Source organism: Parajatrophihabitans canadensis, assembly GCF_053764775.1.
On record NZ_CM132445.1, the window covers coordinates 4,400,685 to 4,413,489 of the forward strand.

Here is a 12,805-nt window from a genome sequence, read left to right on the forward strand (position 1 = left end):
GCGACCTCGGGCCACTGAGTGAACTCAACCACGACGGTGCCGATCCTTCGATGGACGCTGCAACAACTGCCCACGTGGCTGAGCAAGATCGACTCGCTCACCGCGCAGCCACGTTTCGTGTATCACCCCACGGAGCTTAGCCCCGGAGTACGGCGTGACCGGATTGCGGTGCAGGAGGGAGCGAGGATCCACCACCAGCGACTCGTCAGGCGCGACAATGCAGAAGTCGGCGTCCAGACCGGGACGCAGTTCGCCTTTGATCGAGCTCAGTCCCGTGAAGGACGCAGGACCGCTGCACATCCAACGGACCAGGTCGGACAGGGCGTAGCCACGACGCGAACCTTCGGTCCACATCACCGGAAAGCCGAGCTGAACGGATGCGATACCGCCCCAGGCAGCGCCGAAGTCGCCGCTGTCGAGCTGCTTCAAGTCGACAGTGGACGGCGAGTGGTCAGAAACAACGCAATCGATCAGGCCCTCTGACAGCGCCTGCCAGAGGGCATCGGCGTTCGCAGCATCGCGAATCGGCGGACAACACTTGTACTGCGTTGCACCTTCGGGAATGCCCTCGGCTGCAAGAGTCAGGTAGTGCGGGCAGGTCTCAACCGTGACCGGCAACCCTGCTGCCCGGGCGACGGCGATGCGATCCAAGGCACCCGCGCTCGACAGGTGCACGATGTGTGTACGGCAACCTGTTTCTTCAGTTGCATCCATCAGCATCTCGATCGCCGAATGCTCGGCTCGCGGCGGACGGGAGGCCAGAAAACCGGCATAGCTGCGTCCGGTGGCCGCGGGCGCCTGGTCGATCACGCCGGCGTCCTCGGCGTGCGCGATGATCAGTCCCCCGAAGTCAGCAATCCTGCGCATCGCAGCGACAAGCTCGAGCCGGGTGAGGTAGCCGAATTCGTCGACGCCCGACGGTAACAAGAAACACTTGAAGCCGATCACCCCGGCATCGTGCAAGCGCGGCAGATCATCGAGATTGCCCGGCACTGCACCGCCCCAGAATGCCACGTCCACCGAGACGCGCTGGTTCGCTGCGGCTCGTTTCAGCTCGAGCGCAGCGACGTTCGTGGTGGGCGGGATGCTGTTCAACGGCATGTCTACTAGCGTGGTTACACCTCCGGCCGCAGCAGCCGCCGTAGCGGAGACGAAGCCTTCCCATTCCGTACGACCCGGTTCGTTGATGTGGACGTGCGTATCTACCAGACCCGGCAGGACCGCGCGGTCATCAGGGATCTCGACGACCGGGACGCCCGGTGCTGGCTCACCCAGGCGATCGCCTTGCCTTACCCGGACAATCTTCTCGCCGACGATGTGCAGCTCACCGGGATGCTCGCCATCAGCGGTGACGATGCGTTTGCTGCGCACGATAAATTCATTCATGCTGTGGCCATGACCGAGGGCCCGATCAGCGTCGCCGAGTTCAACCAGTCGACGGTGACGGTGGCTACCGACCTGCTGCGTGCATGCTGCGCAAGCCGATCCTGGATCTCGATCATGCTGGCCAACCGGCCGTATGGCAGCCGCGACTCGGTCATCGCAGTCTCGGATGAGATCTTGAACGATCTGAATTCGCAAGATCTCGATGAGGCACTGGCGGCCCACCCTCGCATCGGCGAACGAGCCGCCGGCCCGGGCCGGGAGTCGGCGTGGTCCCGCGAAGAACAATCAGCCACGGCCGACTCCACAGAGTCGATCCGTGCCCAACTCCGCGAGGCCAACATCGCGTACGAGGCCGCCTTCGATCAGGTGTTTCTGATCTGCGCAACCGGCCTGAGCACCGCGCAGATGCTGAGGTCCCTGCAGGGACGTCTCAGCAATTCGCCCGCGGCCGAACGCGAGATAGTACGTGCAGAATTGACGAAAATCGTTCGGTTGCGGTTGACGAAGGCGTTGCGTTAACGACGGCGGAAGGCGCCCTCCGACGGGTTTGAAGTCCAGTTTCACAACCAAGCCAACCCCTCAGCAGGTGCATCCTCGGCCAGTACCTGACCCTCGATGAGCCCGTATGGTCGGTCGGAGGCCAGGTAGACCTCGTTGTCGTTGCTCAGGCCGAATGGCTCGAGGTCGACAAGGAAGTGATGCTTGTTCGGTAGCGCCAGCCGCACCTCACATAGTTGCGGGACCGCGGCGAGAATGCGCTCGCCGATCACGTACAGCATCTGCTGCAACGAATAGCTGTACGTATCGGCAAACGTGGTGAGCAGGGTCTGGGTGGCCAGCCGGTAGACGGTCGCAAAGTCGAGCTTCGAGAACCCCTGGTCGGAACTGCGAAAACGCCATTGGGCCGTGACCTGCGTCGCAAGAATGCGATCCTTCGTCTCGGCCAAGGTCGTGTACTGGTCCTTCGGGAAGCCCCAGAACTCAGAGTTGGTCGTGTTCATCACGATGAGGTCGGCAATGCCTGAGACAACGGAGGTGCCGACAACCTGGTCATACACGACCGTGGTCGTCCGCGTCTGCTGCCCTGAACGTACGAACGAGTGCGGTCCCGGGCCGATCTGATTCCAGCCATATTCCTCGACTGAAACCCTCGCTCTCGTGATGGCCTCCTGAGTTCTCACGAAATGTTCGGCCAGCGCTAGTGCATAGACCTCAGGCTCGACGCCACCAACGGTCTTGGCAAAGGCGTACGCCGTGTTCTTCTGGGTGTCCGTCGTGAGGACCCTCGAATTGTCGCCATTCAGGTGGACGGCACTCAGGTCGCCGGAAAGGCTCGTGGAGACATTCCAGTCGCGCAGCTCGTCAGCGCCGTCCGTCCCGACGCCGCGGCTGACGCGCACCACCCTGACTTCGGCCTTGCCGTACCGGTTGAATCCGAGAACTGCCATCGCATTGCCCCTTCGCCTTCATCGATGCTTCAGGCCGAGATATACCCGATCGCGGGTCAACGGGAGGGAGTAGAACCGCACTCCGGTCGCGTCCCTGATCGCGTTGGCGAGCGCGGGCGCAACTGGATTGAACGGGCTCTCACTCATCGGCTTCGCACCGAGCGGGCCCAGCGGTTCATACGTATCAACGAAGATGACCTCAGTCTCTGGGATATCGGCCATCGTCGGTATGTGATACTCGCGCAGCGCCCGAGTCCGGACCACCCCGCAGGAATCGATGTCAACGTGTTCGAACATCGCCGCGCCCAGCGCTTGTGCGACGCCACCTTCGACCTGACCCCGGCACTGCATCGGGTTGATCACGGTGCCCGCATCGGCTGCGTGCACGCTGCGCAAGATCCGAACCTCACCAGTCGGCGGGTGTACGGCCACCCGGAATCCGTGCACATTGAAGCCGACCGCGCGAGGGCTTCCGGACGTCCGTGCTTCTGCCGACAGGAGCGGTCCGCCATCGATTCGCTGATCTACCGCGCCATCGATCTTGCGCTTGAGTTCGGTGGCGGCCAACAAGGTTGCCGCTCCGGCCACCATCGTTCCCGTCGAACCGAACGCACCGGTATCGTGCTCCAACCCTTCGGTGTCTGAAGGTATGAGTCTGATTCGATCGGCGGTCACGCCAAGGGCGTGTGCGGCGAGTTGGGTATGCACCGTCGCGGTGCCGTTTCCGAACTCGGCCGTGCCCACCACAAGATCGAACATCGCCTCGGTCGAATGGCCGGACTCAGCGGCTTGGGAGATGCGGACATGCGAGATATGACCGCCCGGCGGCGTCGAGTCCAGCATGGCCACCGCTAACCCGGTGCCGATCAACCAATCCGGGCCAAGGCCGGCATTGGCGTCGACACGGGGGTCGATCTTCAGGGCGGCCTGCACCGCGTCGATGCACGCGGGCAAGCCGAAGCTGCCGATCACGACATCGTCCGGCGCGCCCGCTATTGAGGTGATGGCGTCGTGCGAGGCGATCACGTTGCGCCGCCTGAACTCGACAGGATCGGTCTTCAGCCGGCGCGCCAGTTCGTCCATCGCACTGTCGACAGCAAAGATCATCTGACTCAAGCCGTAACCCCGGAATGCGCCCGCAGGCAAGGTGTTCGTGTAGACCGAGTACCCATCGACCGCCTTGTTCGGGCACCGGTAGACGCCGATCGACTCGCCGCACGCGTGGAAGAGGACGCCCGCAGAATGGTTGCCATACGCTCCGGTATTGGCCACGATCTCCACTCGGATCGCCGTCAAGTTCGCGGCCTGGTCGGCAGCAACCGTGACGTCGATCTGCATCGGATGCCGAGTCGAGGTAGCGACAAACTGCTCCTCGCGGGTCAGTTCAAGCTGCACCGGACGGCCCGTTCGCAGCGCGGCCAGCGCCACGATGTCCTCGGTGAACATCTCCTGCTTGCCTCCGAAACCACCCCCGAGTCGGGTCGTGTAAACCCGCACTTGGTCGCGAGGCAGGCCGAATATCGCACTCAACGCGTCGCGGGTCAGAAATGGCGTTTGGCTCGATGTCCGCACGATGAGCCGGCCGTCGGCAGCTACCCACGCCAACGAACCATGCGTCTCGAGGTGCACGTGCTGGATCCGCTGAATGTCGAAGCGGCCGGTGAACACCTGCGAAGCTGCTGCTAACCCGGCTTCGACATCGCCGAGGTGACTGTGCAACTCGGCCGCGATATTGCGGTCTGGAGCCGCGATACGCGAGGCCGAACCCTTGTCGCCATGCAACGACGGCGCCCCCGGAAGCATCGCGGCGCGTGGATCGAAGACTGCCGCGCGGACCTCATAATCCACTTGCAACGCAGCGCAGCCGGCCTCAGCGGCTGGCACGCTGTCGGCGATGACGGCTGCAACGCGTTGGCCGGCGAAGCGAACGACTCGGTCCAGGAGCATGGTGTCGTCGGGGTCATCTTTGGGATTCTCGTGTCGGGCAGTTGAATAGAGGTGATCCGGTGCGTCGGCATAGGTGAGCACCAACCGGACGCCGGGTACCGCGAGAGCCTTCGACGTGTCGATCGAACGGACGAACGCGCTTGGGTGCGGAGACCGAGCCAGCTTCAGATGCAACATCCCCGGCGGCACCTGGTCATCATCAGCAGGCACATCAAGGGTGAAGCGGGCTTTGCCGGTGACGACGTCACGAGCCGCCGGCGCACCCACGTTGCGGCCGACCGAGACCCCGCCTGCATCGTCCTGCACGTGGCTCACGCCGCAGATGGCGTCAGTGATGGCACGGTAACCCGTGCAGCGGCAAAGATTGCCCTTGAGCGATCGGGGTAGATCAGCCCGTTGCGAGTCATCCATACCGGCAACGGTCATGATCATTCCGGCAGTACAGAAGCCACACTGAAAACCCTGCGCCTCAACGAAGCTTTGTTGTACAGGGTGCAAGTCCTGATCCGGTAGGGACAATCCTTCTATCGTTGTGATGTGCTTGTGCTCGGCGCGAGCGGCCGGGTAGAGGCAACTGTGCACCGCGACACCGTCGACGTGCACCGTGCAGGCGCCGCAATCGCCGGCGTCGCAACCTTTCTTCACGCCCAACCAGCCCTCGTCGCGTAGAAAGGTTCGCAGGCATTGGCCAGGCGACGGCGGTCGTTCAACTGCGCGGCCATTGACGATCATCGGATCGCCTGTTGGTTGAGCTCGACGAGCACCTCCGCGAGCAGCCGTCGGGTCAGATCCGCCCGCCATTCCGGTAACCCGTGCACGTCGTCGTAGTACGCCACCCGGTCGGTCTTGCCGTCGAGCGCGTGAACCGCAAGATCGACAGTCGCGTCCAGACGTTCTTCCAGCTCGGTCCACGACGGCAGCTGATCGAACCTCAATTGGACTGGCCGGGTCGTTGAGGCGGTCACCGTGAAGACGACGGGACCCGTAGCTCCGGTGGCCGGAGCTCGACCGATCACAAGGACCGCTGAGCGGCCGAGATTACTCAGCGAATACTGGCGAAATGCCGTCCGGGTTGTCAGAGTAGTAGCTGGAATCGCGATCGAGCGGAGCACCTCACCCGATCGCAGGCTGTTGCGCCGCGGGCCAGTGACGAAGTCGGTGACCGGCAACAGGCGCTCACTGCCGTCAACCGACCACACCGTGCACATCCCATCAAGCGCTGCGGTCAGCGAGATCATGGGGCCGGCGGGAAGTGCAAGGCAGAGATTGCCACCGACAGTCGCGACGTTCCACACCTTGAATGAACCGAGTAATGCCTTGCAACATCTATCGATCAGATTGCTTGCGCTCCACCGCGCCGGCAGCTCCAGCTGGGCCAGTTCAGCAATCGTGCAGGTCGCAGCGATGTCGAGCCCGGCATCACTGATGTGCGTAGGTACCCACTTGAAGGCCGTCAGGTCGATCAACCGGGCCGTTTCGGGCTGAGGCTCGGAGAACAGCCAACTGCCGCCGGCAAGATAACTGTCGCCCGCTCGCCAGCCGCTCAAGTCCGCGCGCTCGCTTGGGCTCATCACGTTGGTCACCGTAGGCAGATCCATCGGGGCTCATCCGCCCGTCCGAAGCGCGGCGCTCGCCAGTCCGGCCCGGTAGGCGAGTGTTGTTTCATCTGCGGTCACCAGGTGCCCGGAATCGACAACCGCCGTGCCGCCTACGTACAGCGCCTTCAGCGTGGGAGCGCCGAAGACGAGGGTGATGACAGGATCTGCGATTCCGGCGCCAGCCAGCGAATCGACCTGCCAGAGCGCGAGATCGGCCAGTTTTCCTGGTTCGATCGTGCCGATCTCCTGCTCGCGTCCCAGACAGCGTGCACCCCCGCGCGTTGCCATCGTCAGGCAATCCCGCGCGCTCAAGGCCAGCGGTCCGCCGCGCACTCTGGCGACCAGCAACGACTGGTGTAGTTCGTCGATCATCCGCCCGGATTCGTTCGACGCCGAGCCGTCGACCCCCAGCCCAACCGGGGCGCCGGCCGCCAACAGCTGCGTGATCGGGGCGGCACCCGCGCCGAGCCGACCATTGGACGTCGGGCAATGGGCCACACCCGTTCCGGTTTCGGCGAAACGCTTTACTGCAGCTTCGGAGATGTGCACACAATGCGCGAGCCAGACGTCCTCGCCGAGCCAGCCCAGGTCCTCGGCGTACTCCGCCGGTGAGCGCCCGTAGGTCTCGCGGCAGAACGAATCCTCATCGTCGGTCTCGGCAAGGTGGGTGTGCAACCGGACGCCGTTGGCACGGGCAAGCGTCGCCGAATCGCGCATCAGCTCAGCGGTCACCGAGAAGGGCGAGCAAGGAGCCACCGCGATGCGCAGCATCGAATCGAACGAGTCGTCGTGCCAGCGGGTTATCGCAGCCTCTGTCGCGGCCAGAATCTCGTCGTGCTTTTCGATGACCGAGTCCGGTGGTAGGCCACCGTCGGATTCACCGAGGTTCATCGAGCCGCGGGCCGGGTGAAATCTCAAACCGATGTCGGCCGCGGCAGTGATCTCGGCCTCCAGCAGGTCACCACCATTGCTCGGGAACAGATAGTGATGGTCGGTGCTCGTGGTGCAGCCCGTGAGAGCGAGCCAGCCCAGGTTCGCTGCGGCGCCGTCATAAACCAGCTCGGCGTCGATTCGCGCCCACACCGGGTACAGCGCGCTCAGCCAGCCGAAGAGAGTTGTATCGGTGGCGAATCCCCTTGTGAGCCACTGATAGAGATGGTGGTGGGTGTTGATGAGGCCTGGCGTCAACAGGCAGCCTGAACCGTCAACTCTGGTCGCGTCGGCATACTCAGCCGGAGTCGGGCCCGGACCGACCGCGTGGATGCGGTTGCCGTCCAGCACGACGTGACCGCTGGCGTACTCGTTACCGAGCGCGTCCATGGTGGCGAGGTAGCAACCCTCGATCGCGATCAAGTGCGTGCGCCTCCTCGCGTCGGTCTCCGTCCGTCGTTCAGACAGATCGTCACTGTTGCCGGGTCCCGTTGCGACCATATTGACACCAGATTTCGAGCGTGGACACTTCTGCGGCCCCGGCACTGGCTAGTCCTCGCGGGAATTCCGCACAACTGCCGATGCTCAGCTGCCCCGATACGTCGAGTAGGAGTACGGGCTGAGCAGCAACGGCACATGATGGTGGGCACTTGCGTCGATGACCGTGAACGTAATCGCCACTTCAGGGTAGAAGGTCTCGCCCTGGAAATAGTTTCCCGTATCGAACCGAAGGCGGTACGTCCCTGGGCCCAGGATGCTGCCCTCGGACGAACCCAGGCCGCCGAGCTCGTCGCCACCATGGGGTCTGGTTGCCGGCGCCATCAGATCTGGCACCCGTCCATCGGCGTTGGTCACCTGCTCGGCGAGCACGGTCCAGCGCGGCTGCTGCTCGATCGACTCCGGCCCGGAACCACCGACACCGAGCGTCTCCAGAGCGACTGCGATGCCGGCGGCCGGTTTGCCCTGGACGGCGTCGAGGACGTGCGTCGAGATGGTCATCGTGCTAGCTCGCCGTTCCGACCGTGGCGCTCGGCGCGGCGTTGTGCTTGCGGTCATAGTCTGCCCGGGCCGCGTCGAGGAGGGGCAGGTGCTCTTCACTCCACTCAATCAGCGGCGCGGTCGCCACGAGCAGCGAGCGGCCCATCGAGGTCAGCTGGTAGCTGACGTTCGGCGGCATGATGTCATGGACAGTGCGGATGAGAATGCCATCGCGCTCCAGGCCGCGCAGGGTGACCGTCAGCATTCGCTGGCTGATCCCATCGATCAGCCGCTTGAGTTCGGTGAAGCGCCGCGGACCCTCGCCAAGCGACGATACGACGTAGAGCGACCATTTGTCTGCCACCAGGTCGAGCACCGCTCGGGCGCGACATCCGGCTGGATCATGACCTGCAGCGGGCTTGGCCGGCATGGTTACCTCCACGTAACTGAGGCACTTGTATGTGCCTAATTGCCCCTGTCGCACTGGATGCCCGAGGATGAGTATGGTTCCGAAAGGGTACCGAGGAACTTACAGGAACCACCAGTGCAGCCCTCAACTATTTCTAGGAGCCTTCATGACTGCCACCGAATTAGAAATTCCCGGCTATGTCGCGGGTAAATGGACGATCGACGGAGTTCACTCGCATGTCGGGTTCGTCATCAAGCACATGATGGTGAGCAAGGTCCGAGGTCGCTTCGGTTCTTTCACCGGCACGATCGTGACCGCGCCTGACCCGCTCGCGTCGAGCGTGACCGTCAGCATCGACGCCAGCACGATCGACACCGACAACGGTATGCGCGATGACCACATTCGATCAGCGGACTTCTTCGAGGTCGAGAACCATCCGACCATCGATTTCGTCTCGACCGGGATCCGGTTCGAGGGCGGGGAGTTCTACATCGACGGAAACCTGACCATTCGCGGCGTGACGAAGCCGGTCACTCTGACCACTGAGACCCCCGAATTCGGCCCGAACCCGCAGGGCGGCACGAAGGCGGGTTTTTCGGCCACAACCGAGGTCAACCGCACCGACTTCGGTGTCAGCTACAACGGGCCCATCCCCGGCGGTGGCGTGGCCCTCGGCGAGAAGGTCCAGATCGTCCTCGAAGTCGAGGCTGATCTCGTCACCGAGTAGGTCTGATCGGCGAGTCGAAGGCAAGCCCCCGGGAATTCAAGCCAGGTGGCCCGACCGCCCTCGACCCTGACCGGGGTCGAGGGCTCTCGCCTGTCACACGACAGAAACGTTCGTGACGCTATCGTGGCGGCCATGCGGTTGACCGAACACGAGCGCGAAAGGTTGCTGATCACCCTCGCGGCCGATGTGGCGCAACGGCGAAGGTCGCGCGGTTTGAAACTGAATCATCCCGAGACGGTCGCGATCCTCACGAGCTACGTGCTAGAAGGTGCTCGCGATGGCCGAACCGTCGCCGAGCTGATGAGCACGGCTCGGGCGGTGCTGACCGCCGACGATGTCTTGCCTGGCGTTGCCGAGATGCTCGATTCCGTTCAGGTTGAGGCCACGTTTCCTGATGGAACGAAGCTGGTAACCGTCCATCGACCGATCGCCGTGAGTGCTCCGGCGGCACGTCCCGGTGAAGTGTTGCCTGCGCAGGGCGATATCGAGCTGAACGTCGGACGGCCCCAGCTCGAACTGCTCGTCGAGAACGTCGGCGACCGGCCGATTCAGGTCGGCTCGCACTACCATTTTGCCGCTGTGAATCCGAGCCTGTCCTTCGATCGCGAGGCGGCACACGGTTATCGACTCGATATACCGGCTGGCACATCGATCCGATTCGAGCCGGGCCTCAGCCGTACCGTCGGTCTGGTAGCGCTCGCGGGTGCTCGGGTCGTCCCGGGTTTGCGCCTGGAATATGCAGGTCCCCTCGATAGCGGCGATCCGTCGGCAGCCCAACCATGAGCTCCTTCTCGCACAGCTTGTCCCGAAGTCGATACGCCTCGCTCTACGGACCATCCGTCGGCGACAGGGTCCGGTTGGCCGACACCGATCTGCTGATCGAGGTGACCGAAGACCGCTGCGGTGGGCCGTTGCCGAACGAGGCCGGCAGCTACCTGGCCGGCGACGAGGCGGTGTTCGGCGGCGGCAAGGTGATCCGCGAGTCGATGGGTCAAGCCAGACTCACGCGAGCCGAGGGCACGCCGGATCTGATCATCACCGGCGTCGTGGTGCTCGATCACTGGGGAATCATCAAAGCCGACGTAGGCATTCGGGACGGGCGCATCGTCGCTCTCGGCAAGGCCGGCAACCCCGACATCATGGACGGCGTGACGCCCGAGCTGGTCATTGGGCCGTCCACGGAGATCATCGCCGGCAACGGCAAGATCCTCACCGCTGGTGGCATCGACAGTCACGTGCACCTGATTGCGCCGCAGCAGATCCCGGTGGCGATCGCGGCCGGCATGACGACGCTGATCGGCGGCGGCACCGGCCCCGCGGACGGAACCAAGGCGACGACGGTGACACCGGGATCGTTCTGGCTCGACGCGATGCTGAAGTCGCTAGCTGCTTGGCCGATCAACATTGTGTTGCTAGGAAAAGGAAATACCGTGTCGAGCGAGGGCCTGTGGGAGCAGCTCAGGGCAGGCGCCGGCGGGTTCAAACTGCATGAGGACTGGGGCACCACACCGGCGGCGATCGATGCCTGCCTGACGGTTGCTCAACAGGCCGGTGTCCAGGTAGCTATTCATACCGACACCCTCAACGAGGCCGGTTACCTCGAATCGACATTGGCCGCGATCGGTGGCCGCCCGATCCACACCTACCACACCGAGGGCGCCGGTGGCGGCCACGCACCGGACATCATCCGCGCAGCCTCGTTTGCGAATGTGCTGCCGTCATCGACGAATCCCACTAGGCCGTACACCCACAACACTCTCGACGAGCATCTCGACATGCTGATGGTATGCCACCATCTCAACCCGTCGCTCGTCGAAGATCTTGCTTTCGCCGAAAGCAGGATCAGGCCCTCGACAATGGCCGCCGAGGACGTCTTGCACGACCTCGGGGCGATCTCGATGATCGGGTCCGATTCACAAGCCATGGGTCGAATCGGGGAGACCATCATTCGAACCTGGCAAACGGCCCACGTGATGAAGTCCCGTCGCGGGTCTCTGGCGGGTGAGTTGCCGGGCTCAGACAACCTTCGCGCCCGGCGCTATATCGCCAAATACACCATCGCGCCCGCCGTTACCCACGGTCTGGACGACGAGATCGGTTCGGTCGAACCAGGCAAACTGGCAGACCTCGTGTTGTGGGAACCTGCCTTCTTCGGGGTTCGGCCAGATTTGGTGATCAAGGCCGGTGTCATCGCCTGGGCTGCGATGGGAGACGCGAATGCCTCTATCCCTACGCCACAACCGGTGTTACCCCGGCCGATGTTCGGATCGTTCGGCGAATTGCCAGCGAGGCTCGGACGGCACTTCATCTCTCCGGCAGCATTCGAGGCGGGCTTCGCGGATCGATGGGAGTCTCATCGGCCCTTGCTTGCCACCAAAGATGTCTCGCGATTGTCCAAGGCTGATCTTCCGGAGAACGACGCCCTTCCTGACATCGAGGTGGACGCCGAGACCTTCGCCGTACGCATCGACGGCGAGCTCATCGAACCCGCGCCGGTGACCGAACTCCCACTGGCGCAGAGATACTTCCTTTTCTGATGACGATTCCCCTGCAGTTGTTGGTCTTGCTCGATTCGCGCTCGCCTGCCGGGGCACATAGTCATTCCGGCGGCATGGAGGCTGCGGTTACGGCAGGCTACATAAACACCGTCGAGGACGTGCAGGATTTCTGCCACGGTCGGTTGTATACAGCCGGGCGGGTCGCAGCTGGCTTCGCGGTGGCGGCGTTCCGAGCCTGGCGCGCGGGCTGGACCGCCGGCGAATGGGCAATGCTGGACGCGGAGCTGACCGCGCGGATCCCGTCAGCAGCCACCCGTGCCGCTTCACGCAGCTTGGGTAGCGGGCTGCAGCGGCTGTTGCGAGCCACGGTGTCCAGCCAACCGACCGAACTGGAACAGATCACTCAACGCTTTCGTCAGTGCCCCGCACCGAGCCCGCATCAACCGCTCGTGCTGGGGGCAGCAGCGGCGATGACCGGCGGAACGAGCCAGTTGGCGGCACGCGCTGCCGCTCTCGCGATCTGCACGAGCCCGGCATCGGCGGCAGTGCGGATACTCGGATTGGATCCGTTCGCAGTTCACCGCGTGACAGCCGGACTAGCCGCAGAGATCGAGGTAGTAGCAGACGCGGTGGCTACTGAGTTCGACCAGATCGGTGTCGCTGATCTGGCGTGGCTACCAAGCGATTCGTCACCGGCGTTGGATCTGTTGGCCGATGTCCATTCGACGCAGGAGGTGCGTCTCTTTGCTTCGTGACAGAAATAGCCGGTCTGGCGGGCGGAGCATCCCCCTCGTACCAGCCCACAATTCTTCCTTCGAACACAGCCACGGGTCTACCTTCGAACACAGCCATGAGGCGGGCCCGAGCGGTCAATTCACCTTGCC

12 protein-coding genes are annotated in these 12,805 nt (G+C 63.6%); 5 read left to right on the top strand and 7 right to left on the bottom strand.

The annotated features are described in order from the left end of the window. Positions 1 to 24: 24 nt before the first annotated feature. Positions 25 to 1,386 (bottom strand): allantoinase AllB, encoded by a 1,362-nt coding sequence (gene allB / locus ACSMXN_RS21180; RefSeq protein ID WP_022914447.1) that lies wholly within the window; start codon positions 1,384 to 1,386, stop codon positions 25 to 27. Positions 1,387 to 1,395: 9 nt separating this feature from the next. Here allB and uraD point away from each other — a divergent pair, with 9 nt between their 5' ends. Beyond that, a complete protein-coding gene (uraD, locus tag ACSMXN_RS21185; RefSeq protein ID WP_022914448.1) occupies positions 1,396 to 1,905 on the top strand; it encodes a 2-oxo-4-hydroxy-4-carboxy-5-ureidoimidazoline decarboxylase in 510 nt (169 codons plus the stop codon). Positions 1,906 to 1,946: 41 nt separating this feature from the next. On the opposite strand, the gene pucL is transcribed toward uraD, so the two are convergent. From pucL to ACSMXN_RS21215, 6 genes are all read right to left on the bottom strand, one after another. After that, positions 1,947 to 2,834: a factor-independent urate hydroxylase gene (gene pucL, locus ACSMXN_RS21190; RefSeq protein ID WP_022914449.1), complete on the bottom strand. Its 888-nt coding sequence runs from the start codon at positions 2,832 to 2,834 to the stop codon at positions 1,947 to 1,949. A gap of 18 nt (positions 2,835 to 2,852) precedes the next feature. After that, positions 2,853 to 5,513, bottom strand: a complete 2,661-nt coding sequence (locus ACSMXN_RS21195; protein ID WP_022914450.1) for a molybdopterin cofactor-binding domain-containing protein — start codon at positions 5,511 to 5,513, stop codon at positions 2,853 to 2,855. Continuing rightward, on the bottom strand, positions 5,510 to 6,379 hold the full coding sequence (locus ACSMXN_RS21200) for an FAD binding domain-containing protein (protein WP_022914451.1): 870 nt from the start codon (positions 6,377 to 6,379) through the stop codon (positions 5,510 to 5,512). Before ACSMXN_RS21200 ends, ACSMXN_RS21195 begins: the two co-directional genes overlap by 4 nt. 6 nt (positions 6,380 to 6,385) lie before the next feature. Beyond that, complete coding sequence (locus tag ACSMXN_RS21205; RefSeq protein WP_027139713.1) at positions 6,386 to 7,732, bottom strand: 8-oxoguanine deaminase; 1,347 nt, start codon at positions 7,730 to 7,732, stop codon at positions 6,386 to 6,388. Between the two features lie 162 nt (positions 7,733 to 7,894). After that, a complete protein-coding gene (uraH, locus tag ACSMXN_RS21210) occupies positions 7,895 to 8,308 on the bottom strand; it encodes a hydroxyisourate hydrolase (protein ID WP_022914453.1) in 414 nt (137 codons plus the stop codon). Between the two features lie 4 nt (positions 8,309 to 8,312). Further along, complete coding sequence (locus ACSMXN_RS21215; RefSeq protein WP_022914454.1) at positions 8,313 to 8,717, bottom strand: winged helix-turn-helix transcriptional regulator; 405 nt, start codon at positions 8,715 to 8,717, stop codon at positions 8,313 to 8,315. 145 nt (positions 8,718 to 8,862) lie between these two features. Between ACSMXN_RS21215 and ACSMXN_RS21220 the strand changes: the two genes are divergently transcribed. From ACSMXN_RS21220 to ACSMXN_RS21235, 4 genes are all read left to right on the top strand, one after another. Next, a complete protein-coding gene (locus ACSMXN_RS21220; RefSeq protein ID WP_022914455.1) occupies positions 8,863 to 9,423 on the top strand; it encodes a YceI family protein in 561 nt (186 codons plus the stop codon). Between the two features lie 132 nt (positions 9,424 to 9,555). After that, positions 9,556 to 10,206, top strand: coding sequence for an urease subunit gamma (locus ACSMXN_RS21225; RefSeq protein ID WP_027139714.1), 651 nt, complete (start codon positions 9,556 to 9,558; stop codon positions 10,204 to 10,206). Continuing rightward, on the top strand, positions 10,203 to 11,960 hold the full coding sequence (locus ACSMXN_RS21230) for an urease subunit alpha (RefSeq protein WP_022914457.1): 1,758 nt from the start codon (positions 10,203 to 10,205) through the stop codon (positions 11,958 to 11,960). The genes ACSMXN_RS21225 and ACSMXN_RS21230 overlap by 4 nt, the downstream gene beginning before the upstream one ends. Next, a complete protein-coding gene (locus ACSMXN_RS21235) occupies positions 11,960 to 12,676 on the top strand; it encodes an urease accessory UreF family protein (RefSeq protein ID WP_022914458.1) in 717 nt (238 codons plus the stop codon). Before ACSMXN_RS21230 ends, ACSMXN_RS21235 begins: the two co-directional genes overlap by 1 nt. The last annotated feature ends 129 nt before the right edge of the window (positions 12,677 to 12,805 follow it).